This window comes from endosymbiont GvMRE of Glomus versiforme (assembly GCF_003546845.1).
In genome coordinates this window covers 8,018-33,880 of the sequence record NZ_NWVA01000001.1, presented here as the reverse complement: position 1 = coordinate 33,880, position 25,863 = coordinate 8,018, and the positions used below count along the sequence as shown (strand labels likewise).

Genomic DNA, 25,863 nt, shown 5'->3' with positions numbered 1-25,863 from the left:
TTATTTTGTATATACTACCTTTGGCGGAACAGTAAAGATAGTATAGTCATCAGTGTAAAAATCAGGTCAGACGGCTTCTTCCATATCTCCTAATCATTTATAACTTGTTATTGTTTTTCCATCTAGTCCATATTCGGCATCTCCGCTTCTTACTCTTACTAAATCAATGCGGTTATTATTGGCATACTTCAAATTAAAACGGGTTGGGGTAGTTTCAATAGTTTCATAATCAGTTATATCGTCAATGGCGGTTCCCTTGCCTTTTTTTGCTAATATCGCATAACCTCTCAACTTTTTATACATTTCCGACATATTTAAATTAGTTTGTCGTAGTCCTCATGTTTCGGTAATGATTAACCTACAAAAATCTTCTGTCAATTGGTCGGCATATTTAGAAGTTAATGGGTCTTTACTTAATTTCTTTTTCAACATTCCCATCGCATAATTTAGTCGTTGTTCGTAAGAATAAAGAGGAATATTAATAAACTTCGCTCTATCTTGAACGAAATCGGGAACTTGGTCGGCATAATTGGCAGTCGCTAAAAATATGGCATTAGAAATATCCACCTCAAAACCTAAAAATTGGTCTTGTCAGTTCTTATTTTTCTTAATATCTAAAACATTACCTAACATCATATTTAAACCTTCTCCTGCCACTTTTTCAAATTCATCTAAAAGAATAATTGGCATTCTCTGTTTTCCTGTCGCAAATCCTTGGCATAATCTACCTGTGAACGCACCTTTCACGGCGGGCGTAGTTCCTTCTAAAATTTCGGTGTCTTTTCGTCCTCCTAAATCAATATTTATTAAATATCATCCTGTCGCTTCACTTAACATTTCACTAATAAAACTTTTTCCTGTTCCTGGTTTTCCTAACAACACAAAAACAGTTTTCATTTCGTCAGGTAATTCATATATTCCTTGTTCCAGGTTCTCGGCAAGGTTAAGAATGTAAATTTTTAATTCATTCTTAAATTCCTCGTATCCCATTACTCCGTTCATTATTTCGTCAAATTTCTCCAAATCTGGTATTACAGGGTCATCAGTTCACGCTTTTATTAGTCCGTCCGCTAATTCTTTCTGTTTTTCTATCGCTAAACCTGTTAAACTTCCTACTGGTGCCTTTTCTCGTTCTTTTCTCACTCGGTATCTAGTTATCCGCTCTAAATAATAAGATTTGGCGACAGGCTTTCCTTCTTCAACCATTTTTTTATATTCCGCTAGGGTAATATCCGCATCATCAGTCTTTTTAATTTTTTTCTTGGTTGATGTTTCTTCCTCTTCTTCTTCCTCTTCTTCTTCCTCTTCTTCTTCCTCTATTTCTTCTCTCGTATAAGGTATTCATTTTTTTCGTCCTAATTTGGTAATGATGAATTTACCTTGCGGGGCATAAATACCAACAAATAAATACGCAAAACTGTCAATGATTTCGGTGGGCGACCACTGTAATTTTTCCACAATGTTTATTAATCTCCCTAATCACATCCTATCGCCTTCGGTAGTAATAGTGCGGTCGGTGTCTCGGTCTCCAAATTCTTTATCAAAAGTCGGCTTATATTCAATAGTGTCGCCTTCTTTTACTCTCCTTCCCGTAATTTCCTCGGTGGTTAACTTTTTAATATCTTTCTTTTGTTGCTTAACTAACTGGCTTCTTCCATAAGTTTCCCCAATCATGTCCTCTCCTGGGGTATAAGGTATATTAGTAAAGTCGGTAGTTTGCGGTTCAGTAGTAATTTTCTTATTAACTTTACTGTGTTCGGTTTTAACATCAATATCTAGTTTAGTAATGTCTTTAACTACTACTTTATAAAGGTCTTTGTCTTTTAACTTTAAATCACCTAATAAATTATCGTATATTTTCTGCTTGGCTCCTATTTCTACGCTTCATGCTTTAATTTTGGCTAAAAAATGTCCTCTGAACTTGTTGGACGACATAAAAAAGTCCGAATAACGATAATATTGGTAAACTGTGTGGGCTACTAATACATGAACTTTCCTGTCTCCTCAACTAGTTTCTTTACTTAAAAACTCGGTGCGGTATTCGTCTCACAAGTTATTATATTGTTGTCAAATACTTACTACCTCTGACATATTATTAAGTATTTTAAACTCGTTGAGAAAAAAGAAATATATAAATATATTTCAATTAATAATTCAATTGAATTAGTTTAAAAGTAGTAAAATGTTATCAATTAATCGGGTCTCAATCGTCTTTTCGTTCTGTTTTTAAGTCTCACCGTCCACTATTTACACAATCATCGCACATTTGATATAGTTTAGTTAAATCCATTCCTAAACCACTGTTTAATTTTTTTAAATTTAAATGTTCGTTAGGTTTATAATTTCCACAAGTATCACACAAAATATTAAAAGTTTTTTGCGAACGGTCTAAACCAACACTATTTCTAATATCTACTTTCTTTTTTACTTCGCTAGGTTTGTCATCTTCTTTAACTATTTCTTTAATTTCTTTGTTTAGTTTCTTTTTCAATTCTTTTTGCTTTTCTTTCTGTGATTTTTCAAGTTCTTTTATTCTGTCTTGGGCTTGGTTTAGTTTTTTTTGTTGATTAACAATTACTTCGTGTTGAGTTTGAATAATTTTTGGGTTCTGGTCGGATATTTCTTTTACTGGTTTTAATGGTGGTGTTAGTGGCGGGGTTAGTAGTTGGTTAGAGTTGGTTTGGCTATTTTTTGCCTTTTGTTTCTTTAAATCACTAGGTTTGACACCTAGTTTGATTTTTTTATTTAATTCTTGCTGTAATTTATCTTTTTTTTCTTCCACCATGATTATTTTTGTATTTTTCCACTTTTCTAAATATGTTTCTTTTTCTCCTGATAACAACAACAATATCATTAAAAGAAAACGCTTAAATTTATTTTTGGTAAGTTAACCACATATAATTAATTTTTACTGATAAAACGGCTTTTATTTATGGTGGGTTATTTTCTCAATTTCTTCAAATTCTAGTAATCAATATTTATCACTGTAAACACTAATTATATATTTACTACTTTCAACAGTAAAAAATCCTTCTTTATCTTTATTCTCGCAAATGTATTTTTTTCATTTAATATCAAATTCAATTTTATTAATTAACTTTCCATCAACTTTTAAGTTTATTGGGTGAATGTCAAAACAATCACCGTAAGTTAATTCACTGTTTCAATAATCAGAAAATGTTATGTTAATCTTCTTCGGCGGTAAAGTATTCTTCCTCGATGGTGTCTTTTTTACTCTCTCTCTCTCTCCGTATTTTCAACATTTACTTTTTGGTAATCTCTAAAATAAGAACAAGTTTTTAAATGTTGTTCTCCTTTACATTCTTGACAAATATAAGTTTTTTGGATAAATCCTGGAAACTGTTTAGGAAAAGGTTTAGTTATTTTTTCTATTCAAGGGTCTTTTCAGTTTAATTTATGTTTCCCGTGTAGTTTTAAGTAATCTTTAAAGTTTAGAAAAGTAGTGTTATCACAAATTTTACAAGAATAAGGGTCTTTTGGTTTTTCTGTTTCAGTTTTTATTTTAGGTTTCTTTTTTTTGGCTTGTTTTTTAACAAACTTTTCGTAATCTTTTCTCAAATTAATTCCATTTTGGTTATTGTAATTTAAAACTCATTCAGGGTTATATCCTTTTAATTCTAATCAATAAGCGTAATCATAATCTAACGCTTTTAATCCGATGTCTAACCACTCTTTACAAGAATTTTTGCCAAATCCTAATTTATTTCATGCTTGGGTTATCTCTTCGGTAAAATCTAAAAATGGATTTCCGTGTTCTTGTCAGTTAATCATAATTATAATCCTCGTTTAAATCTTAATTCTCCTTTTTGATATTTATTATTTTCTTTACTTATATTTTCTTCATCATTTTGTCAGTCTTTTTTTTCTTCGTTAATATTTTCTCTTGGCTCATAACAACTATCGCATAAATAACGATTATTTTTTAAGTCAGGTATTAAATTATCGGCATCGTGTAATTTATGACAATTGCCACAAGTAATCTTATTTCATCTTTTACTTTTCATCTTAAAAATTTCCTTCGCTAATTTGTCCGTATCTTAAACGATATTTACTTCCTTTCATCTTTTTTTGGGCTTCTCTTAACACTTTATCTCTTTCGTGTCAATGTAAATATTCTCACGCATTAAACTCATCCGAACTTAAATAAATTTCGGGAACACTCTGCCTTTCTTTATCTTGGGCGTCCATTTGGTTAATATGTCTTATCCCATGAAAACTTTTAATTAAACTTAATAGATTATATAAATCTCGTCATAATTGGTCGCGTTGTTTTCCTTGTTCGGGGTCGGCATAGGTGTCATATTTAATATCACTCATTTTAATTCCTTTATCTTTACTCGAAGGTTCTTTTAGTAGAGTTATTAAGGTTAATATTCCAATTTCTCAACTATTAACTACATCCGCTCATTTTTCGTCATCGGGTTTACTCGGTAGAATTAAAATAAAACGCTTTTTGGCTTGTCCTGCGTCTCATTTAATTAATTGATAAAAATTGTCTAAATCCTCACACATCTCGGCAAAATCACTTCCTAACATGGGGGTTCCACTTCGGTCATTCTTAAAAATTAAAAATCTATCTCCAATTCAGTTTTTTTCGGCAATATTTTCAGGTTTTTCTCCGTTGCCTCCGTTTATTTCCTCTTTGGTGGCATCGTCTAGTAAAATAAAACTTACGCTTTCTATTCCGCCACGGGTTCGTTTGATTTTCTTTTCTTTGGTTGTTTCGTCTTTAAGGGCAACAACCGCTAAAAATCATTCGCCACTGTTCTCAACTAATTCAATTACGGCAATTTCTCCTTGAATTATCATTTGCCATTCAACATCGGCTCACAAATCTTTTAATGGTCCTTGTCCTTCTAGTCGGCTAATTCCGACATAATGGTTATAAAATTTTCTTTTTAATTTTCCTTCTCAACTTCAATTATTTAAATTAGTGTAATTAGATAAATCAAAAATATCTACAAAATCGCCTGTTTTTGTCATTATTTATTTCCTCCTTTTCTTCACCATTTATTTTTTGTTGGGGTAGAAGTTGAACCACTTGCCGAACTTTTACTATCCTCTTCCTCACTTTCATATTCTTCATCATTTTTAAATAATCTTACTTTATCACCAATAAATAGTTTATTCTTGGTTAATCCAATATAATCAGTTGGCTTGTTCTTACTTCTTACACTAATTACGGCAAATTGATTATCGTTTAAATTAACTTTTAATTCATTATTGTCAAAAGTGCCAAAAAATAAACAACTATCATCGAAAATTTGCGGACATTCAGATAAATTAATTTCTTTTTCTTTATCGCTAACACTGTAAAAGAAATAATATAAATGTTGCTGGTGTTGTTTGAGAATTTTAACTACTTCTTGGCTGGAAACTTCAAAAAAACTTAACGCATCTGATTTCTGATAAATATTTAAAATAGTTTGTAATTCTTCGTTTTCTTTTTCTAGTTTTTCGGTTCTCTTTTCAATTTCTTTGTCTAAATCATTTAATATTTTTTCTTGGGCTTCCAATTTGCGGTTTAAATCAATTAAATTATTTACTCCTCATTTAGTTAAAAATTGTTGAATAGTAGTAATATTTCCTTTTAATTTGGTGTTGTGTTTTTTCAACGTTTCTTTATCTTTTTCGCTACTTTTGGTTTCAGTTTGTAATTTACCAACAACATCCGCTAATTTTTCTCCTTGTAAAAATGTTTTGGCATCATTAAAAGAATTAAAACCTAAATCATTTTGGATAAATTTAACTAATATTTGGTTATCGTCTTTTTGCTTTTGAACTTCTTTCTTGGCTTGGTCTCTTTCTTTTTCTAATTGGGTTAATTCTTGGTGAAAATCTTCTCAATCTTTTTTAAATAAAGCGGGATTATCCACATAATCTTTTAATTTATCTTTTATTGGTTTCTTGCCAATTAGTAAATAATAAGGTTTGCCATACGGGGCAACATCCTCAAAATAGATGGTTCTTTTGTAAGTCATAATTGAAAATTAGAGAAAATTAAGTTTTTTGTCATTTTACCACGTTCACAAATGGTATCATTCCTTGGAATAAGAATAATCACTTAAATAAATAATTCTTTAAACTCATCGCATAGCGGGAAGTATCAATAAATATTCCGTTGCCTGGATAATCAATCGCTATTGCCATTTGATAAGTGTTTTTGTCAAATAGATAAATAAAATCTTTGTCGCCTTCGGGTTCGGTAATAATTACTCCGCCAAACTTGGTATTAAACTCAACATATCCTATATTGGCAGAAGGGGCGTATAATTGGCTCACAATCATACTATGAACTTGGGGGCGAAGAATTAAAATGAGTTCGTCCATACCAAAACTACAAATTAATTTCCCGCTTTTGTTTCACTTTTTAGAATATTCCATTAACTTATGGGCTTGGGTGTCAATACTGTTTCAAACTGCCACGGAATTATTTATTCCCGAAGTGGCATCTACACCTAATTTATAAAAGTCTTCGGCTTCTTTGATAATCGCACTAGTCGCATAATTATTATCGTCGGCAATATCTTTTTTAAAAGTTTGCGTAAAAGCGTGTTTCATGCGATTAATAATATTTCGCATTTTTACTTTTAGAAGTTGTTTAGTTTCATCGGGTCTTTGGAACGCTAATGAACTTAAATCTTCCGAAAAAATATCACCAAAATTCCCATATTCCTTTAAAGTTAGAGAATGTTGTAGTTCCTCACCTTTTTTAAAGTCTTTATAATCCATTCCATCGGCTCATTTAACGGGTTCAGTTCAGAGAGTAGTTGTATACTTTGCCTCTCCTGCTTCAATTCTGATTTCAGGATTGTAAAAATATTTTCAGATTGGGGCTTTATTTTCCAAAACATTAAAAATTTTGGCATTTAATATTTTGTTGTCTATTGTTGTATGAAATAAGTTTTTGTCTACCATGTTAAGTTAAAATTTTTCCTAATTCGTTTTAACCTAATTGCTTTATTATATAATTTTACATCTAATTCAATTTTTTTTCACTTCTGGCACAGTAAAACAAATTAGGAATAAACCTGTGCCATGATTTTTTAAATATGTCATATGTTTTTGTTCTTTAAGTGTTCGGTGTCTTTTATTTCCTCGTCTAACACTTCATATAACATATTAACAATAATTCCTTCGGCGGTGTTTTGTCTGGTTTCTACTGCGTCCCGATAATCACTTTCTTTACTGGCTCAATATTTAGTTTTGGCAATTTCTTCGGCGTTCTTGGCTTTGGTTAATTCGTCAACAGTTCTATCTAATTTCTCGCCTATTTTAATTAATTGTATCTGATAATCTTTATCTTTTTGGGCGAACTCTTTGCGTTCCTTTTCTCGGTCAACCTTTAACTCGTTATACATTTGAAGGGGTGTTTTTTCTTTCTGTAAATCAGGGCGAGGGTCTTTCAATTGATTGTCTTGTTGGTTATTATTTTCGTTATTCATATCTTTATAATTCATTTAATTTTTCTAATAGTTTACTTTGCGGGAAAACTCGGGCAATATTCTCTTTAAATAGTCGTCTTTCATCCTCATTCGCTTTTTTGTAGAGGTCGATAATTCGTTTCTCTAATTGGTTAATAATAGTATTGGCAAAATCTACCATGGCGGGAATGGCATTTTTTACTAATCCTCGTAAACAACCAATAATAAATTCTAATGATTTTTCTTTTAAGAAATTTAAAACTGTTTCTTGTCAAAATCCTTGAACACCAAAACTGGCTTGTTTATGAGTATGAGGTATAACGATATGTTCTATGGCATAATGTTCTCCTGCTTGAACTTCTTTATCAAAATCACCACTATTAAATGCTTTAATTTTTTCTAATTCTCGTCCTAAATCACCTTTACCTTTAATTACTCTGGCTCGGTTAATCAAACTTTCACTATGTAAAGTTAATAAATTACTAATACACGCAACTTCATTTAAACTTATTTCTTGGGGATTTAATTTTAAATTAGAGGTATCTAAATTATTTACGAATTCTTTTAATTGTTGATAAGTTATGTCTTTCATTCTAAATTATATTATCTATTTTACAACTTTTTCGCTAAACTTATTATAAAATAATAAAAAATATTTTCAATTGAATTATCAATCAAGAAAGTTTCTATTTATTATTCTATTATTTAATCGAATATTTAAATTTGTTTTTTACGAAGTAAAAAACTAAATATTCTCTCGAATTATACTTCGATATATAAGTTCTTTCGTAAGATAAAAGGTTAGAGATTATAAGAGGAAGGAGGATTACACCGCTGGCTAATTGGTAGACGAAAACTCGAACTCGTGAGAGTTGTAGTCGTCTTGGTTTGGTTTTTCCTGTCGTTATTCTTGACATTATTCCTGTCGTTGGTTGTCGTTCTTGGTTCACCAAGATAAGACATAACTTCTCGGCAATTTTGTCGGTAAGTGTTGTTCGACAGAACATAAGCGATTTATTTATAAAGTATTGGTGTTCGTTGTCTGTCAAGACATAAGAACATTTATAAACATTTCCTTAACGACGGAATACCTACGCCATCCTTTCTCTCGTTTGGGAACCGTAGGAATAATTATGTTAACGATTATTCCGAAGGTGTTTATTCCCGTCAGAGAAAAAACCTCTAAAAAAGAGATAATAATATTTTACAAACTTTTTAAATTTTTGTTTTATTTTGTCAACTTGTTTACAACTTTTTTTGCCTTAACCATAAAAATAATATATATGAATTGATTAACGAATACATAAAATAATTATATGGAAAAGAAATGTTTTAAATGTAAAAAGAAAATAATTCTTAAATATGTTTTATCCAAAAAAGGTTATTCTTTAAAAAATAATTGAGATTACTGAACGGAAAACCCTAAACATGAAAATAAATTTATCTGTAATTCTTGTTTATTAGATTTGTATTATAACGATAAAGGAAAATATTTAGAAGAAGTAAAAAATAATAAAAAAAGACGCATATTTACCGCTTATGTTTACAACAAAACCATCTCTTAATTTTTTTTATGTATCAATTGATTAATGAATATAGAATAAATATGACAGAACACTATTTAAAAGAATTTAAAAACTACCTAGAAAATAACCATTTATCACCTGACGCTATTAGGAATTATCTTTGAAGTTTAAAAAAATATGGAGAAAGAGAGTTAAATACTAATGAAATTATTAATTTTTTAAAAGAAAGTTTAAATAAATATCAACCATCCTCTTTAAGAAATTTAAGAAATGGTTTAAAGTCTTTTTCTCGGTTTCAGAAAATAGATATTGAATGAGAAATAACTAAAAAAATAATTCCTACTATTCAACCTAAATTCTTTACTACTATTAATCAAAAAGAATTAGAGTTATTAAAACAATCTCCTACTAAAACTAGTGAAGAAATAAATAATCGCAATAATTTATTACTAGATTTCTTATTTTACACAGGATTGAGAATAAATGAACTAGTGAATATTAAACATTCTGATTATTGTCAAGGAAGTTTAAAAATCCATGGCAAGGGAAATAAAGTCAGGTTTATCTTTATTCCTGATTTTCTAACCAAATATTTTAATGGTAGTTCTGATTATTTATTTAAAACTAGAAAAGAAAAAAAGTTAACTACTACCCAAGCGAGAATGATAATTTATCGCAAAACTAAAAAAAGCGGAATAAACAAAAAGATAAGTCCGCATACTTTCCGCAGAAGTTTTGCCACTCTCTTAAATAATAAGAATGTTCGTTTAACTACTATTCAGAAATTATTAGGTCATAGTCAGATAAACACTACTGCGAACTATATCCATAATAGTCATGAAGAACTTTATAAGGATTATAGTAAGGTTTTTTGATAGGGAAAAGTAAGTTGAATAATATTTATTAGGAAGAGTTATTTTTGTTTGAAATTTGTTTGTAAATTTTATTTATCTACCAAGGAAATAATTAGTGGCTTAACTTTTGGTAAATCCTGAGAAATCAAGTCTTGCATTTTTTCTTTAATATGCTTTTTTAGTTCACTAATAGGAGATTTTTTCTTGTCATTAACTAGTTTATGAAGACTTTTTTTTCAATTATGTATCAATAATTTGTTTTTTTCCATATTCAAAAAGCCATAAGTGAAAAGATAAGGCAACTCAATTTTTTGTTGAACTTGATTGTAAAAGGCAATAACAACTACCGCACCAAAATGAGACATTTGTTGGCGCAAGTCAAGATAATCCTTTCACCAATCACCCTGAATGATTTTTTGATTGAAAACATAATGGGGAGTGGTATCAATTTTTTGGTTAGTGAAAAAGAATTGAGTGGGCTTGTTTTCTTCTTCTCTGGCTTGAATCACTTCTCCATTTTGGCAAACAAAAATGTTATCAACCGGAACTCCTATTTCTTGGGCCAAAGAACCATGAACCTTTAACATGCGAAAATCACCATGAAAAGGCATGAAATAGCGGGGTTTAGTTAAAGTTAGCATTAACTTTAAATCTTCTTGACAAGCATGTCCCGAGGCATGGATTAATTCTTCTTTACTGTTTTCGTAAATAGTGGCTCCTAATTCTGTCAATTTGTTATTAATGGCTTCTAAATTATAGCGGTTATCCATGATTGGTGAAGAAGTTAAAATTACTGTATCACCCCGCATAATTTTTCAGTCAGGATGGATTTGGTTTGCTAAACGACTTAAAACTGCTTTGGCTTCTCCCTGGGATCCAGTACAAAAGATAATTAATTTTTGCGGAGGAATTTTTTTATCGAGAACTGATTTAATAAAAATTGAGTTATCGATTTTCCACAAACTAACTTTTTGAATGGCTTTCATCATTTTTGCCAACGAAGAACCTAAAAGGAGAATTTTTTTGCCATATTTTTTGGCAATTTCAATAACTTTTTTCAAACGATAAACATTGGAAGCAAAAGAAGTAATGACTGCTCTCCCTGGAGCTTGGGAGATAATGATTTCCAAGCGTGAAATTATTTTTCTTTCCGTAGGAGTGGTACCTGGAACTTCGGCATTGGTAGAATCACTTAAAAGCAAATCAACTCCTTTTTTGCCTACTTCTGCCAATTTAACTAAATCAGTTTTTTCTCCAATCTCGGTTCAGTCAAATTTAAAATCACCAGTGAGAACTATGCGAGAATGAGAAGTTTCCACAATTAAGCCAAAAGAACCTGGTATTGAATGGGTTACTCGAAAAAAGTCAACCCGAAATTCAGCGGTGCGAATAACTTCTGAGAAAATAGATCCATTAAGCAAATTTTCTTTATTGCCAAGTTTTCCTTTTAACAAAGCCAAAGCAAAAGCCGAGCCATGAACCGGAAATTCATAACCAATTTCTTCTAAAAGATAAGGTATTCCGCCAATGTGATCTTCATGACCGTGAGTAATAAACAATCCTTTGATCTTTTTTTTATTTTCTTTCAAATAGGCAAAATTAGGAATTATCCCGTTGGCTAAATTATAACCATTATTTAAGAATTTAATTCCGCAATCAATAATAATTAAATCTTCATTTTTTTCAATTATATAACAATTTTTTCCTACTTCATGTAAGCCACCTAAGGCCAATATTTTTAAATTTTTATTCATTTTTTTTCCTTTTTCATAATCAGTAAATTAAAAGTAAAGCAGAAACTATTCCCAAGACGAAAATTGTTATTCAAATTTTCTTGTTGTTAATTCCTTTATTTTCATGATAATTTATGCTTTCTTGTTCTTGGTTAGTGTTTTTCTTATTTGAACTATCATTACTTTTGCTACTTTTTTTGTACTCGCTTATTTTCTTTATTTCACCAAAATTGTTTCAACCTTCAGCATCAATAAAAAGTAATTTGTCATAAACACATGGTTGTCGGAATCCGGGAGTTGTTTGATAAGTAGAACCAAATTCTCAATGGTTAACCTCTATGGTAAATTCTTGGCCTATGCTTTCTGGGGAAAATAAAAAGTTATATTTTTCTTTAAACTTTTCGGCTCCTCTTTCTTTTCCAAATGAAAAATTAATTTTGTTGATAGACAAGCCTTCTATTCCAAAATCTAACGGCTCTATTTTCAATTCATAGCCGGTAATTTCCTTATATTTTTTAGGATATTCGCCTCTCCAAGTTTCTTCGCTAATTTCTGGTTCACCAGCAAGTTTAAAAATTAATTGCTTATAATTTGGTTCAACTTTGCCAAATTCTTTAATTTTACTGGTATCTTTTATTAGTAGACCATGTTGTTTACCTCACCTTCATTTTTCTGAATAAGCTGGTTTGTATTCAAAATTATTTAAATCGTCAAGAGAAAAAGTAAAATAGTCTAAAATTCTCCGTCCTGGATAAAAGACGCCTCGCATAGTTTCCTTGATATGGTTAACGAAAATTGAGTTATCGTCCGGCACAATTAAATCGTCTACTGGTTTTTCTGAAAAAAGAATTGTATTGTTTAAATGAAAAACTAAAAATTTTTTTCCTTCATGGATAAAAAAATCTTTTTTTTGATAAGCATTGTTTTCATAATCGTTATCAGGTTGAAAAAAAATAATTTGTTTATTGTTCATAAATATTAAATTGAAATAATGGCACGCCCAGAAGGAGTCGAACCTTCTACCCTTTGAACCGCAATCAAATACTCTTGTCCGTTGAGCTATGGGCGTAATTAAGTTAAAAAGTTAAGAATTCTTTATTATTAATAATTTTTAAGAGTTGGCAGTAGGAAAAATTTTTTGTTTCTGGCTAAAAATAATTATTATGGCAGTTCCTTTTCGTCGAACCTCTTCTAAAAAGAAAAAGTTAAGACATACGGTTAGCAATCTTAATTTTCAAAAAAGAGCAACAAGAACTTTAATTAAATGTAATAATTGTCAACAGGTAAAAAAACCTCACTGAATTTGCTCGACTTGTTTGACTTATCGTTCAGTAAAACTTTAAATTTGTTATTAAAAATAATAATATATGGACCAAATAATCCATATAGTAAGTGCTAACCAAACACTGATGACAGTTAGTTAATAACTAGTTGAGGAAAGTCCGTACTCGCCCAAGCTGCGACGCTTGGAGTGTTGGTGCTAGAGTTAATAATTCTAGGCAGGAACGAAAGTTCTTGACGACTGACGAAATACCTAATTAGGTTCTTAAATAGGGTATTTATAGTTTGTCATGTTCTCCACCCTTACCTCCTTTCTACTTATAAGGTATTAGTCTATAAAAGTGCTATAGTGACGAATACTAGAGAAATCTAGGAAGTGAGACGACGTAAACCCCACCAGCGAGCAATCCAAATTAATTGGTAGGAGCAGCCAAAAGGAAGAAATGAATTCTAATTGGCTATTCGCAAGAATAAGATAAATCATCAGTTAAAACAGAATACGGCTTATGTTTGGTTAGCAGTTATTAAAAATATATATAAATCACGATGATAGGACAAGTAAGTTCAGTTTTCATGGGCGTAGATATTAGTACTATATGCTTATATGGTGTGGTCGCGATTGGGCTGACAGCACTTGCTTTTCGTCAGCAAAAAGATAAAATAATTTCCGCTTGAAAAAAAGAAAAAGGCAAAATTTTACTCTGGGCTTCTGTGTGCTTATGTATTACTTTAGTTACAAATTTTCTATTAAGGTTTCTGTCCGCTCTGGTTTCCGGGAAAACAGAAAAACCCCTAAATCAACAACAATTAGAGTCTTTAATAAGTCCTTCTTTTTGAAATTGAACCGTGACCGGGTTTTCTTTATTGATTTTAGCTCCTTTATTGGAAGAATTAGTCTTTCGCTGATTGCTTTTTGAAACTTTTGGCAATAATTATTTTAGTGTTTTTTTTTCTGCTCTTACTTTTGGTTTTGCTCATTATCACGGGGAAACAAGTGCAGCAGGAATTTTGACGTTTCTTATTTATCCAATAATGGGCTTCGCTTTTGCTTATGTCTATAAAACGAAAAAAAATATAATTTGACCAATTGCTTGTCATTTTTTAAATAATTTAGTGGCTTTTATTTTTATGCTGTTCGCCACGTTGAAATAAAAAAAAATGTTTAAAATTTCCTGCGGGGCAAGTTAACAATATTATCTCTTGAATTTAAAAACAAAAGTCTAATTAAAACAATTTTAGGATTATGTGGAAAATATGTAATTCTTTTGAATTTTACTAAATCAAGTGGTTGGTATGCTTAAACTGCGTTCATCTTCTAAGAAAGCATTCCATAATGAGTAAAGTCTAAATTGAGAATGCGAGGTTGATGTTTAGTTATTGGAATTCAGTTGGGTGAATAGAGATTTGGTGATTATTTTTTGCTTGGTCCAGGGATGACAAAAGGTTGGGGTTGGAGAATTTGGGCGGTTAGTTGTGTTTGTTGATATTCATTTCTTAACCTTTCTAAATCATCGCTATTTAAAGGATTGCTTAGAGTTAGTTTCTTGGTATCTTCAAGCCAGAGAACAAACTCATAATCTTGGGCAGGATTAAGCGAAGGAATGGCTCTAAATCATTCTTTAATCTCTTGTTGTATGAATCGTTCACTTCAACGACCTCTGATATCTTCATTATCAAAATCATTATGAATAGCAACCCAATCTTCAGTTTTGTTTTCTAAACTGAATTCGTATTGTGAAGTATATAATTCGTAAAATTGCTTGTTAATTTCTTGGCTGTTTTGGGGTTCAGGAAGATTATCAGTATCTAAAAGTTGGCTGGTATAAATAGTTTGGGGGTCAACTTGGTAACCAAGAACCGTATTTGGTCGGGAAGTTATTTCTTCAATGCCTTGATATTGACGATAAAATTCAGTATCCTTTTTACTCTTTATTTCATTCAGCCAAGCATTGGTAATTTTGAATAATTTATTGGCAGTAGGACGTTTTGAAGGGTCAGCATCTCAGCATTGTCTAATTAAATCCTCTAATAATTTTGGCATCCGCACATTAGCAAAGTTAGGACGAAGCCCTTGGCATATTTTCAAGGCTAATTGTTCGTCAGCACGTTCATGATAAGGAACACGACCAGCAAATAATTCATAAACTACAATCCCTCAGGAATAAATATCTGCGGCTTGCGTATGAGCTTTACTTTGGAGAACTTCTGGAGCCACATAAGGAAGAACACCATAAACTTTTTCTTCTTTGTCTTTTTCGTCAACCGGTCGACATAAACCTAAATCAGTGATTAAGCACACATCACTATTAGAAATTAATATATTGCCCGGATGAAAATCTCGATGAACTAACCCTTGGCGATGAATATTGTTTAGCCCTTTCGCTAAATGATATGACTGACCGAGTTTATTGTAAAAGTCTAGTTTCTTGTAATAATTAGTTAAATATTTTCGCAAATCCCCATTTTTTATATAATCCATTACCATAATATAATCACTAGTTTGCGGGTCTTGAGAAATTCCAAAACATTTTACCACCCCATCATACTCATCCTTGAAAAGTTTATAGTAGGCCACCTCCCGTAAAAAATCATCAGTTATATTTTGCGAATTAGTTAAAATTTTTAAAATAACTCCATCCGGATAAAACTTATCTCTTTCTCAATCATTTTCTTTCATGTTTCAATAACTAATTTGTCTGTCGACTCACTCAGCTACTTTGTAAATCTTGCCAAATCCACCTTCGGCTAAGTATTCAATGTCCCGAAATTTCTCATAAGGAATTCATTCTAATACTCCGTATTTATTAATGGCATTTAATTGATATCACTGAATAAAGTTATCGACTGCTGAATTACCACCACTTCAATTTTCAAACTCCTCAGCAAAATGGCGGGCACTGCACGATTTACATCAACGATATCATGTGTTGGTCTGACTACATTCTTCACATAGACCAAAGTGCTTATATCTTTCCTTCAACTCTATCTTATTAAGTATTTCAATGCTTTCTGGTTTGTAAATTTTATCGCATTTTTTTAAGCGATCCATCAATAATTTTCTTGAATAGTTGCGAATTTCTTTGTTGATAGCAATTCGTTCCAATGCTCTCATGCCACTAATATTTAATGGCGGATTGTCAACATGAATTATTTTTCTATCACAAGATTCAATCATTTCGACAACTGCTTTATTGTTTTCAGCAAGCAATGACTTAATGCCTTTCTTACATTCTTCTTTGTCCTCAAAATTATCAAAATTAGTTCTTACGATAGTAGTATATTTAGTAATATTTTCATCAAAAAGAATTTCTTTTAAGGTATTATAAGTATCTACCTCTTCTGGCGTAAGTTTGCTGCTATTTACAAACAAAATTTGACTTAATCCGTCTTTAACTTTGTCATACACTTTGGCTATTTCTTGCAATGTTTCAATTTTTGTTAATTTCGTATCGCCAAGTCCAGGAGTATCAATTATTCGATATTTTATTCCATTCATTTCAAATACTTTATCGCTTATTTTTCTCGTCTCACTTGCAATGCCATGACCTTCCTTAAAAAATTCTTCAAACTCACCTTCTTTGTTAGCCAAAACATTAGCCAAAGCCGATTTACCATTACCAGTTCTTCCAATTAAAAGAATATTTCGATACTGAATTTCTTCTTGTTTTGTTTCCTCAGTCTCTTTATTATTCACATAACTTTTGTATTTTTTTCTTAACTCTTGCTCGTCTCCTTTCCATATATTTAAGTAATCTGATAATCACTCAATATTTTTGCCTTCAATGTCTCTTAATCAACTAGCAAATCCAGCATCACCTACTTGTAAACCAGCACCAATTCATCACCCGGTTTGCTCATAATTAAATCCTTTTTCTTCTCATTCTTTTTGCAACTCAGGAATAAAGTCTTTATCTATATTTTTCCAATCATTAGTCATAATACCCTTTTTAATTAACTTACTAAAAAATATGAAAAACTCGTTAAAATATCTATATATGTTTCAAAATGAATCTCGTTTATTAATAGCTGATAACTCAGGGGCTAAAGAATTGCTGATTATTCGTTGTCTGGGCGGTTCTAATCGTAAATTTAGTAAAATAGGGGATCGAGTAATTGCTACTGTAAAAAAAGCCAAGCCTCTGGGAAATGCAGGAAAAGGAGATATTGTCATGGCTCTAATTATTGCCAGCAAAAAAGGACTTGGTCGTTCCAACGGTAGTTTTATTAATTTTAGTAAAAATTATGCTATTTTAATAAAGAAAGAAGAACGAAGAAAAAAAGATAAAGGACAGCCTTTTAAGCCGATCGGGACTGTGATTTCAGTACCAGTTTTGCGCGAATTCAAAGAATGAGGCTACAGCGAAAAATTTTTTGAAAAAGTAAGCAATTTAGTGTGAATTTAGCATGAATAAAATAAAATTAAAATCAGGTGATTTAGTAAAAGTAATTACTGGAAAATTTCGTGGTCTAGTAGATAATATTCACCACGTAGAAACTAAAAAAGAAAAAATTTACTTAAATAAAGCAACAAGAAAAGTCTATAATAAGTCTCCTGACGTCAAGAAAAAAAGCCAGTTGAAAGACACTTTGGTTCCTCTTCATATTTCTAATGTGGTAGTGCGAAAAGAGAAGAAAATCATTAAAGAAAAGAAATCAAAAACAAAATTCTAGTCTGAAAAAGACGAAAAATTTCTAAAGGGAAAAATTTAAAATGAATTAATATGCTGCGTTTATTGTTTAGTTTAACTTCTCAATTTCTTTTTATCGCTCTTTTGGAGAATGAAAAATGCCTAAAAAGTAGTCAAAGAATCAACTTTCGCCAACACTCTGAGAATTTTTTTCCTATTTTAAGGAAAATTTTAGCAAAAACCAATCACTCTTTGAAGAAAATTGAGGAAGTTTATTTTACCAGCCTACCAGGCAGCCAAACTGGATACCGAATTAGTTTGGCCTTTGTGCTTACTTTACAACTATTAAATCCTCGGGTTAAAATTTACTACCTTAATAGTTTGCTTTTTCAAGTGGGAAAGAAAAAAGCCATTAGTTTAATCAGTATTGACCAAAAAAAAACTAAGTATTACATAGCAGTTTGTGAAACAACAAAATGCTTAATTGAACCAAAAATGGTTGAGCAACAAGCACTAATCCAAATTAAAAGGCAATTTTCTAATTATCTTATTTATGAAGATTTTCACCAAAAATCCAACCAGAATTTAACCAATTTGCTCCCAAAAAAAGTAAGATTTTTGGCTAATTTTCGGCAAATGCTTCTTTACTTCCAGTTATTAAAAGAAAATACAACTAAAAAAAAATTTTCCTTATAATGTGTGGTAATAAATTTTTTTCTTTCATCTTGGTGAGAACTAACTGGAATAGTATGACTTTCCAGAGGTTCAGCAGCACGAATTAATACTCCTTGTGGGTTTGTTTTCTTTGTGAGCATGGCAGGCTCGGTCAATTTTGCCATTATAGGCTTCGGTTTCAACAATTCTAACTTTGATAATTTTACCATTAATATTTCTTACTAGTATTTTACCCAATAATTTTTGGGCTAATTCTACTGCGTCAACAGTGAAAAATTTGAGGTCGGTGATACGCATGATTATTTTATTTTCTTTATCCATCTTTTTGAGTTTTTTGTTTATTTTTTAGTTTTTTCCGAGTAATTTTTTTAACTCTTGGGATAATTGGTTGTTTCCATAGTTATCTTTTTTTGTTCTTTATTTGTTGTCAAAATCCTCTTAATGACGAAAAAGTGCCTAAAAAATATTCTTCTATTATTGACTATTAATTTAATTATTGGACTGGTTATCTACTTGCTAAAAAGAAAGAAAAATAAAACTTAAATTAAAAATTAATTAAGGAGTAAATATGAGTGAAAATAATGACCTAACTTTGTTTCGCATGTCTATAACATGAGTAGAAAAATATATCGAGCAACAAAATTATTATGACAATTGACAAGGGCGAAAGCAGACTGACACTTCTTTAATTTTGCATGAGAGAACAAACGAAAGTATACTAGAAAGTTTAGGAATTTCCTTGTTTATTGAGTTTGGAACTCCAAAAGGTAAGGAAAAACGTTCTCCTGCTTATCTAGAAATTAGAAAAAACGAATTTTACAAATGAATTGACGGAACTAAGATTCAGCTGACTGAATTGCCAAAAAAATTGAAACTTATTTTAGTTAAATTTCACGAAGTAATAAAAGATAAAGAAGGAGGGTGAAAAATTTTCTGAGAAATTGAAAATAGCGAAGATAAATACGAACCGAATTCTCCTGAATATGAAGAAGAAATGAAAAAAATGTATTCTAGTTTTTACGAAGCACGTGGCAGCAGAGAAGACTGAAAAGACAAATTAAACAAATCATTCACCGGCGACTCCCAACAAGGAAAAACTACTTTTGAAGCCATTGCTAATTCTCTTTCTGATTCTGAAAAAGAAAACTTTTCCTTTTGACTGCAAAAAAATAGCGAAAAACAGGAAATAAAAGAAAACCAAGACAACAAAGAGCAAGAAACCAAAACTACCAAACCCGCACCTGAAAAGGAACATCCAAAAACTACAAAAACAATTCTTATAATTGGTGGGGTCTGCTTATTAATTTTAAGCCTAATGGGCTTTATTTTTTATTATTGAAAGAAAAATGCAAAAAGAAAGTAAACCTTCATTCATCAATAAGGGGATGGAACCACTAAAAGCCTTAATTTTTGACCTTCTTTATAATCAATACCGAGGAGTAATTGTTTATGTTCGCATTTTTGAAGGAGAATTAAGACCAAGGCAAAAAATTAAACTATTAAGCAATCAAAAAATCTACCAAGTAGAAAAAGTAGGAGTAAAAACTCCCCAAGAAGTAGAAAAAAATTGCTTAATCACAGGAGAAATTGGTTGATTTACTGCCAACATTCGTGATATTAGAGATACCCAAGTTGGTGATACTATTGCTGATATTAATGCTGAAAATCTAGTTCCTTTACCTGGTTACCAAAGACTAAAACCTAATATTTATTCTAATCTTTATCCACATGATAGTTCTGAATTTAATGAATTTAAAAAAGCCCTTTTAGAATTACAGTTACAAGATAGTTCCTTAACTTTGGAAAATGTGGAGTCAAATATTTTAGGTCCTGGTTATTGTTGTGGCTTTTTAGGCTTGCTTCACCGAGAAATCATTCAAGAAAGAATTAAAAAAGAATACAATTTAGAATTAATTCTCACCGCTCCCACTGTTAGTTATCAATTAATTTTGAGAAATGGGGAAACAGTAAAAGCCACTAATCCGCAAAAAATGCCTGAATGAAATAAAGTAAAAGAGATTCAAGAATTATTTATCAACCTGATAATTATTACTCCTCACGAATATTTGGGAAATATTATGGAATTATGCCAAAGCAAAAGAGGAATTTACCAAAACACTCAATTAAAAACTGACATTTGATGACAAATAACTTATGAACTACCTTTTGCAGAATTTATTACTGACTTCACGGATCAATTGAAATCTTTGTCTCGCGGGTTTGCCTCCTTTGACTATCAATTTATTGGCTTTCGTCCCTCGGAAATTACGAAAGTGGATATTTTATTGAATAAACAATTAATTCCTGACCTTTCTTTTTTAGTTCATAGACAATTTGTTGAGGAACGAAGTCGTGAACTTTGTTTTCGTTTAAAAGAAACCCTTAATCCACAAAATTTTGCTGTTCCAATTCAAGCTTGCTTGGGTCAAAAAGTAATTGCTCGGGAAACACTTCCTGCTTTACGAAAACATGTTACCGGAAATTTGTATGGTGGTGACCGAACAAGAAAAATGAAACTTTGACAAAAGCAAAAGAAAGGCAAAAAGAAAATGCAAAGTCTAGGCAAAGTGGAATTTACTGGTAATCTTTTTCGCAGTTTATTAAGGAATAAGAAAAAGTAAAAACTTTACTCAAATCTAATTTTTTATGACCACAATGATAAACTCCTTTAAAGTTCATTGCTATCATTCATTCAATTTTATCTATATAATATGTTTTAGTAGTTATCTATAATTTTTCTTAACTAAGATTCCTCCCCCAATAAATAGGATGATTCCCACTAACTAAACTCCCCATAGCATTCACAATCCAGGGCAACTCCCTCCAAACTCAATCTTCTCTCAAATAAACACTAACATAAAGGTTTCTAGGGTTCAAATAATTAAAACCGTCCACCACATAAACCCTAAATACTTTTTGGTGAAAATTAACCACAAATAAATAAGGATTATTCAGATTAAAACCTTTCCTATTCTGGCAAGCAATCTCCAAGCCTTCATGAGTATCTTTCTTAATAAATCCCAACTGTAAAAAAGGTAAACCATCACTAATACTCTCGGAGCCTAAATCAAATAATTTATCTCGGGCTTGTTCCATATTTTTTAATGATTGTTTTCACTCACTGGTTCCTAACTTTCCGGCTTCTCAATCTTTAAGAAATTTCTTTAAGGCTAATCAGATGCCTCGGGCTGTATCGGTGCCTTTTTGTTCGATGAGGTTAAGTCATTTTCGGTAAAACACCCAAGAGATATTAAGGTTAGTTCTTCCCTCTTTTAGTTTTTCAATATCAGCCTCAATTAATTCTTGTAATCTTTCCTTCTCAAAGAATTCTACATTATTAAATCCTTCTCAAACTTTCTTGGCTTCGGATTTGCCGAGATATTCTCTTTCAAAAATAAGTAAATCTAGGAAAAGACTGCTACTTTCTCCAATGATTTTGTTGTTGAGTAGTCTTTTACATCGGAATAAAAGAGTTTTGTCTCCTTCGTTGCTTTCTAACACGGGATAAATATTCTCCTTAAAATAACCAGCAAAAGAGTTGATTAAGTTTTCTAACTTTCCATTCAACTCTTGGCAATACTGGGTGAATTTAGTTTTGATTTCTTGGTAAGGTTTGGGTAAGGGTAGTAGTCGGTATTCTTTATTCCACATATTAGGATACTGGTCTTTCATTCGTGAGAAATCAACAAATAAGAATAAACTGTCCCATAATTCCTTTCGGGTATTAATATCTATCTCTTGAATTTGATTGGATTGCTCGATACTAACCATGATATTCTCCTCCCATATTCTCGGCTCAACCCGGAGCCAAGTTTAAGTTTTTTACAAAACACATACAATTAACTTTGTGATTATTCCTAATATCTTTGGCATAAGGACAATTCTCATCCTTTCCTTCCCTTTGTAAAAAGTCTCAATCATAGTTTATGGGGTCCTCGGTTAGAGGGCTTTCAGGCTCCAAGAAATCACTAATCAGAGTAGGGATTAGTTTCAGTAAAATATTATTCTTGGCTCCTCGGATAGAGAAAGTTCAAGTGAGAGTTTTCTTTAAGAGTTCTTCTTGGTTGAAAAGGTGATAAATCTCTTGTCAATTCTTGCCGTAAATTCTTTGGAAAGCATTGTTGAGTTTCTTTAATTCAGACTGTAAAACCACTCTCACCACCTCTAATCTTTCCAAATAACCAAGAGGCAAGACTTCCACTCTGATAGCAAATCTATCAGCTACAAAAGAAGGAACATCTTCCGGACGGTTCACGGTGCTAATGAAAATACACTCATTAGTCGGAGTAGGGAAATCTAAAAAAGTGTCTCGGTAGTTTTTGTTTCCAGTAATATCCGTGGGAATACCTGCTGCTTCTTTACATTCTCGGGCTGCTTTTTCAATCTCGTCAAAAACAATCACACAAGCTCGGTCTTCATAACGGCTGATGGCTTTCAATACTTCTCCGGGTTCGGCTCCAGGGTTTTCAATGTTAGTTCCCGTAATTAAAGAAGCATTTAATTTGCCGTTCATTCCGATTATATGTAATCCTCTGCCTAATGCTCGGGCTATGGCTTGGCTGATATAAGTTTTTCCTAGTCCTGGTTCTCCTAAAAGCATAATCATTAACTGGGCTGGAGGTGGGGTGTTATTTCTTTTGGCAAAGTGATAACTACGAAGGTATTTTTCCACTATTTGGATGATATTTTGATAGCCGATTACTTTCTGGTAGCCTTCCTCTTCTCCTCTAATTCTGGTGCGGAAGACTTCGACAGTGGGGAGTTCTATGTATTCGGGTTCATAGGCTTTGAGACAACCTTCGAGGTTTTTTAGCCTTAAAGCAATTCTGGGCTTACGGTTGGAGGTGTCAGGGAGTTTTTTTCACTCTTTTTCGGTTTTGGTGTGGAGGATTTTTAATCTTTCTAGGTAGGGAATAGTTTCATCTCACTCATTTCCTTCGGGAGGTTTAGTGGTTCCGGTTTCTTCGGTCATTTCTTCTTCATATTGAGCTTCTGTGATGTATTTTCTCCTGCCTGTGACTGGGTCGATTACGGGAACTACGGAGACCCCGAACATTTTAATAAAAAGCCGGTTAAATCTTGGGTAATACTTGCTAAAATCCAGGATAGTTAAGGCAAAATTGTTTAATAGTCGGCTCAGGCTGTTTAGTTCGTAAACATCTTGCTTTACTGTGGAGACATTCTCATCTTTTTTGCTTCGGTGGTGTTCTTTATTGACATGGTTGATTTTATCAGTAGTGTTTTTTCGGTTAGAGTTTCGATTACCTTGTCCTTGCTCTTGGGTTTGAGTGGATAGTTGTTGTTGTCGGCTAAATCCTCCGTAAGTTCCTGAGGATAAATCTACGTTACTAAAAGTAGGAGTGTTCTTTTGATTACTCTGTTTTTGATCACTTCAATTTTGGTTTTCATTTCCTTGGGTGGTAGTTCTTCCCCCTTGGGTTTGGGTTTTATCGTAGTTTTGGGAAGTTCGAGTGTCCGTGGTTAGTTTCAAAGGTTTTAGTCATTGCTTAATGTTCCTAAAAACATCTTGCCATAATCATTCTGTCCTTCTGATTTCAGCAATCACAAAAGTAAGTTCAGCTGTGAATTGGGCCATAAAGTCATCCTCGTAGGGTTCGAAAGTTCGATATTGGTATTTCAGAAAATAATGCTTGGCAATAAAAACAGCATTCATGCCATAACCACTCATGAGGGTTTTTCGGGTTTCTTCAGCTGTGAGAGTGGCAGGCACTAAATCATAGACTACGGATTCTAGTCTTGGTTTCATTTCGGTTTTGGCTCAGAATTCTGGAAAGCCATTGGGGAATAATCTTGCTAGGGATTGTTTAGGGACTGTTCTTGGTTCAGTCATTATTCACTCCTCCTTTTTAGGTCAAATTCTTTTTCCAGGATTTCACTAGCTGAGGAATATGGGTATTTTTGCCAAAGTTCGTCAGTGATTAAGTCGGCTTCATTAAATTCTTTGACATTGGGACGACAAGTAGAGCAGATTAAGTATTCTTGGAGGGTTTGGTCTAGTTTCATTTTAGTAGGGACTTGGTGGTGGTTTTTTTGGCAGGTGTGGCAGGTGAATTGGATGGGTTGTTCTTGGATTTGTTTTTCGGCTGCTTTTCTGGCTTTTACAGAGCAGGAACGACAGAAAGAATGATTGGCAAATTGTCGGCTTAATTCTTGGTGAGATTTGGTTTGATTACAGTCGGAGCAGGTGAAGATGGTTTGTTCTGGTTTTTGGACGGGTTTTACTGGCTTTTCTTGGCTGGCTGTGGTTTTACTTAACTTCTCCTCTAATTCTCTTATTCTTTGATTTGCTTCCACCAAAGCTTTTTCGGCTTCTTGGCTGAGGGTTTGGGACTTTGGTTTTGATTCTAGTTCTTTTATTCTTTCTTCAGCATTGAATAACTCAGCAGAGGTTTTGGAGAGATTTAAAAGGTGATTTTGAGCTGTTTTACTCCAATAACTAACCTGTTGCTGTAAATCTTTCACATTATTGGCTGGTTTGCTAGGTTGAGTTGGTTTTAAGAGGGGGCTGTCGGGAGGGGTTGGATATTGGACAATAGGGGAGGGTGAATTGTTAGTTTTTACTGGTTTCAAAGGTGGTGTTGGTGGGGGAGTTAGTAATTGGTTGTTGGTTTGGCTGTTCTTTTTCTGTTTTTTAAGGTCAGAGGGTTTAATTCCTGGTTTCACATTCTTTAATAATTCTTCTTGTAATTTGGTTTTATTCATGTTTGCCTCCTTTCATTTTCTCAATCTCTAATTTTAATTCTTTAATTTCCCGTTGCTCCCTGCCGTTTTTCTTTTCTAGTTTGGTTACTCTGGCTTCGGCTTTGAGGGTTCGATTAGTAAGCATAGCCACCACAAAAACGAGAGCTATCACCAAAGCTAGGGCAATGTGGCAACAACCGATATTCATTATTTACCTCCTCCTTTTTCTTTTTCCAACTGGGCTAGTTTTTGTTCTAGTTCTTGGGCTGGGTCAGGTTCTTTTTGGTTCTCTTGGATTTCCTTAACTTGCTCTATTTCAGCTTCTTGTCTTTCCTGTCAGGCTCCGTAAGTTAGCTTGTGTTCTCCGGAACAGAATTGTTTGTCTTTGGCTTCTTTAATACTCTTCATTCTTTCTCTTCACTTATCCCTCTCCAAAGCTACGAATTGGGCTTCATTGAGTTCTATTTCAGGATTGTTTTGTCGGTCTTCTTTTTTGGAGGTGAGATGACGGATACCGAATACTCTCCTTAATTCTGAAAAGTCTTTTAAATAATCCTCGTGGAGTTGTTTTCTTTCTTCAGTGCCTTTGGTAGGGGAGTAGATTTCCATTTTCTTGATTTCATTGGTGGTGGAAGGGTCAGCAATATAGAAAAGATAATCCTTTTCAGCAGCATCTATTTCTTGGGCTTGAGTTTCTTTGGAAGGGTCATTTTCCACATGGAGAAAGACTTTCTTTTTAGACTTATCTCGGTCTCACTTAATTTTCTCTTTAATATCCCAAAGGTCTTCAAGGTAGATTTCTTCGGCTCCTTCAAGGTTGGGTCGGTGGGTGGGATTATTGAAAAAGCAGACTACTTCGGAGGGGTCAATGAAGGATAATTGGCTTTTTTCTTCGGGGGTTAAGTTTTTGGTTAATTCTTCCTGTTCGGCTTTGGTTCTCACTAAGGCTTCTTTGCCGTCACGGTATTTGATGGTTAAGTTGATGGGTTCTTCTAAGCCGTTTAGTTCATAAGATTGGA

At 32.4% G+C, this 25,863-nt stretch carries 27 protein-coding genes, 1 tRNA gene and 1 other RNA gene; 10 read left to right on the top strand and 19 right to left on the bottom strand.

Annotated elements, in window-relative coordinates:
- From GvMRE_RS00205 to GvMRE_RS13315, 10 genes are all read right to left on the bottom strand, one after another.
- Entirely contained in the window at positions 1-2,091 is a 2,091-nt protein-coding gene (locus tag GvMRE_RS00205; RefSeq protein ID WP_147409249.1) for an AAA family ATPase, read from the bottom strand.
- Between the two features lie 94 nt (positions 2,092-2,185).
- Positions 2,186-2,785 (bottom strand): hypothetical protein, encoded by a 600-nt coding sequence (locus GvMRE_RS00200; protein WP_147409247.1) that lies wholly within the window; start codon positions 2,783-2,785, stop codon positions 2,186-2,188.
- A 446-nt stretch (positions 2,786-3,231) separates the two neighbouring features.
- Positions 3,232-3,792, bottom strand: coding sequence for a hypothetical protein (locus tag GvMRE_RS00195; protein WP_147409245.1), 561 nt, complete (start codon positions 3,790-3,792; stop codon positions 3,232-3,234).
- A 2-nt stretch (positions 3,793-3,794) separates the two neighbouring features.
- Entirely contained in the window at positions 3,795-4,025 is a 231-nt protein-coding gene (locus tag GvMRE_RS00190; protein ID WP_147409243.1) for a hypothetical protein, read from the bottom strand.
- Position 4,026: 1 nt separating this feature from the next.
- Positions 4,027-5,004: a hypothetical protein gene (locus GvMRE_RS00185; RefSeq protein WP_147409242.1), complete on the bottom strand. Its 978-nt coding sequence runs from the start codon at positions 5,002-5,004 to the stop codon at positions 4,027-4,029.
- A complete protein-coding gene (locus GvMRE_RS00180; RefSeq protein ID WP_147409240.1) occupies positions 5,004-6,002 on the bottom strand; it encodes a hypothetical protein in 999 nt (332 codons plus the stop codon). Before GvMRE_RS00180 ends, GvMRE_RS00185 begins: the two co-directional genes overlap by 1 nt.
- Positions 6,003-6,021: 19 nt before the next feature.
- Entirely contained in the window at positions 6,022-6,939 is a 918-nt protein-coding gene (locus GvMRE_RS00175) for a hypothetical protein (protein WP_147409238.1), read from the bottom strand.
- 128 nt (positions 6,940-7,067) lie between these two features.
- Positions 7,068-7,466: a hypothetical protein gene (locus tag GvMRE_RS00170; protein ID WP_147409236.1), complete on the bottom strand. Its 399-nt coding sequence runs from the start codon at positions 7,464-7,466 to the stop codon at positions 7,068-7,070.
- A 4-nt stretch (positions 7,467-7,470) separates the two neighbouring features.
- Positions 7,471-8,037, bottom strand: coding sequence for a hypothetical protein (locus GvMRE_RS00165; RefSeq protein ID WP_147409233.1), 567 nt, complete (start codon positions 8,035-8,037; stop codon positions 7,471-7,473).
- 209 nt (positions 8,038-8,246) lie between these two features.
- Positions 8,247-8,408 carry a hypothetical protein gene (locus GvMRE_RS13315; RefSeq protein ID WP_172575187.1) on the bottom strand — a complete coding sequence of 54 codons (162 nt, stop codon included), beginning with the start codon at positions 8,406-8,408 and terminating at the stop codon, positions 8,247-8,249.
- A gap of 353 nt (positions 8,409-8,761) precedes the next feature.
- Between GvMRE_RS13315 and GvMRE_RS00160 the strand changes: the two genes are divergently transcribed.
- Both GvMRE_RS00160 and GvMRE_RS00155 read left to right on the top strand, forming a co-directional pair.
- Positions 8,762-9,010 carry a hypothetical protein gene (locus tag GvMRE_RS00160; RefSeq protein WP_147409232.1) on the top strand — a complete coding sequence of 83 codons (249 nt, stop codon included), beginning with the start codon at positions 8,762-8,764 and terminating at the stop codon, positions 9,008-9,010.
- A gap of 41 nt (positions 9,011-9,051) precedes the next feature.
- Positions 9,052-9,849 (top strand): tyrosine-type recombinase/integrase, encoded by a 798-nt coding sequence (locus tag GvMRE_RS00155; RefSeq protein WP_172575186.1) that lies wholly within the window; start codon positions 9,052-9,054, stop codon positions 9,847-9,849.
- Positions 9,850-9,914: 65 nt separating this feature from the next.
- Here the strand turns inward: GvMRE_RS00155 and GvMRE_RS00150 are convergent, their stop codons facing one another.
- The 3 genes from GvMRE_RS00150 to GvMRE_RS00140 form a co-directional block, all read right to left on the bottom strand.
- On the bottom strand, positions 9,915-11,579 hold the full coding sequence (locus GvMRE_RS00150; protein WP_147409228.1) for a ribonuclease J: 1,665 nt from the start codon (positions 11,577-11,579) through the stop codon (positions 9,915-9,917).
- A complete protein-coding gene (locus GvMRE_RS00145; RefSeq protein ID WP_147409226.1) occupies positions 11,572-12,531 on the bottom strand; it encodes a hypothetical protein in 960 nt (319 codons plus the stop codon). The genes GvMRE_RS00150 and GvMRE_RS00145 overlap by 8 nt, the downstream gene beginning before the upstream one ends.
- Positions 12,532-12,550: 19 nt before the next feature.
- Positions 12,551-12,627 (bottom strand) — tRNA-Arg (locus GvMRE_RS00140).
- Between the two features lie 94 nt (positions 12,628-12,721).
- On the opposite strand from GvMRE_RS00140, the gene rpmF reads away from it, so the two are divergent.
- From rpmF to GvMRE_RS00125, 3 genes are all read left to right on the top strand, one after another.
- On the top strand, positions 12,722-12,901 hold the full coding sequence (gene rpmF, locus GvMRE_RS00135) for a 50S ribosomal protein L32 (protein ID WP_147409224.1): 180 nt from the start codon (positions 12,722-12,724) through the stop codon (positions 12,899-12,901).
- Between the two features lie 55 nt (positions 12,902-12,956).
- Positions 12,957-13,351: RNase P RNA component class B (rnpB, locus tag GvMRE_RS00130), an RNA gene on the top strand.
- Between the two features lie 34 nt (positions 13,352-13,385).
- Complete coding sequence (locus tag GvMRE_RS00125; RefSeq protein ID WP_147409222.1) at positions 13,386-13,991, top strand: CPBP family intramembrane glutamic endopeptidase; 606 nt, start codon at positions 13,386-13,388, stop codon at positions 13,989-13,991.
- 259 nt (positions 13,992-14,250) lie between these two features.
- Here the strand turns inward: GvMRE_RS00125 and GvMRE_RS00120 are convergent, their stop codons facing one another.
- Positions 14,251-16,776 (bottom strand): protein kinase, encoded by a 2,526-nt coding sequence (locus GvMRE_RS00120; protein ID WP_147409220.1) that lies wholly within the window; start codon positions 16,774-16,776, stop codon positions 14,251-14,253.
- A gap of 58 nt (positions 16,777-16,834) precedes the next feature.
- Between GvMRE_RS00120 and GvMRE_RS00115 the strand changes: the two genes are divergently transcribed.
- Genes GvMRE_RS00115 through GvMRE_RS00105 form a run of 3 tightly spaced genes read left to right on the top strand, consistent with a single transcriptional unit; the run spans position 16,835 to position 18,163 of the window.
- Complete coding sequence (locus tag GvMRE_RS00115; protein ID WP_147409218.1) at positions 16,835-17,242, top strand: uL14 family ribosomal protein; 408 nt, start codon at positions 16,835-16,837, stop codon at positions 17,240-17,242.
- 1 nt (position 17,243) lies between these two features.
- Positions 17,244-17,510 (top strand): KOW domain-containing RNA-binding protein, encoded by a 267-nt coding sequence (locus GvMRE_RS00110; protein ID WP_147409216.1) that lies wholly within the window; start codon positions 17,244-17,246, stop codon positions 17,508-17,510.
- Between the two features lie 50 nt (positions 17,511-17,560).
- Entirely contained in the window at positions 17,561-18,163 is a 603-nt protein-coding gene (locus GvMRE_RS00105) for a hypothetical protein (RefSeq protein ID WP_147409214.1), read from the top strand.
- A gap of 39 nt (positions 18,164-18,202) precedes the next feature.
- Here the strand turns inward: GvMRE_RS00105 and GvMRE_RS00100 are convergent, their stop codons facing one another.
- Positions 18,203-18,463 (bottom strand): DNA-3-methyladenine glycosylase, encoded by a 261-nt coding sequence (locus GvMRE_RS00100; protein WP_147409212.1) that lies wholly within the window; start codon positions 18,461-18,463, stop codon positions 18,203-18,205.
- A 247-nt stretch (positions 18,464-18,710) separates the two neighbouring features.
- On the opposite strand from GvMRE_RS00100, the gene GvMRE_RS00095 reads away from it, so the two are divergent.
- Positions 18,711-19,505: a hypothetical protein gene (locus GvMRE_RS00095; RefSeq protein ID WP_147409210.1), complete on the top strand. Its 795-nt coding sequence runs from the start codon at positions 18,711-18,713 to the stop codon at positions 19,503-19,505.
- Between the two features lie 22 nt (positions 19,506-19,527).
- Positions 19,528-20,763 (top strand): EF-Tu/IF-2/RF-3 family GTPase, encoded by a 1,236-nt coding sequence (locus tag GvMRE_RS00090; RefSeq protein WP_172575185.1) that lies wholly within the window; start codon positions 19,528-19,530, stop codon positions 20,761-20,763.
- 118 nt (positions 20,764-20,881) lie between these two features.
- Here the strand turns inward: GvMRE_RS00090 and GvMRE_RS00085 are convergent, their stop codons facing one another.
- Genes GvMRE_RS00085 through GvMRE_RS00070 form a run of 4 tightly spaced genes read right to left on the bottom strand, consistent with a single transcriptional unit; the run spans position 20,882 to position 25,052 of the window.
- On the bottom strand, positions 20,882-21,913 hold the full coding sequence (locus GvMRE_RS00085; protein WP_147409206.1) for a hypothetical protein: 1,032 nt from the start codon (positions 21,911-21,913) through the stop codon (positions 20,882-20,884).
- A complete protein-coding gene (locus GvMRE_RS00080; protein WP_147409204.1) occupies positions 21,906-23,993 on the bottom strand; it encodes an AAA family ATPase in 2,088 nt (695 codons plus the stop codon). The genes GvMRE_RS00085 and GvMRE_RS00080 overlap by 8 nt, the downstream gene beginning before the upstream one ends.
- Entirely contained in the window at positions 23,993-24,865 is an 873-nt protein-coding gene (locus GvMRE_RS00075; RefSeq protein ID WP_147409203.1) for a hypothetical protein, read from the bottom strand. Before GvMRE_RS00075 ends, GvMRE_RS00080 begins: the two co-directional genes overlap by 1 nt.
- Positions 24,858-25,052: a hypothetical protein gene (locus GvMRE_RS00070; RefSeq protein ID WP_147409201.1), complete on the bottom strand. Its 195-nt coding sequence runs from the start codon at positions 25,050-25,052 to the stop codon at positions 24,858-24,860. Before GvMRE_RS00070 ends, GvMRE_RS00075 begins: the two co-directional genes overlap by 8 nt.
- Between the last annotated feature and the right edge of the window lie 811 nt (positions 25,053-25,863).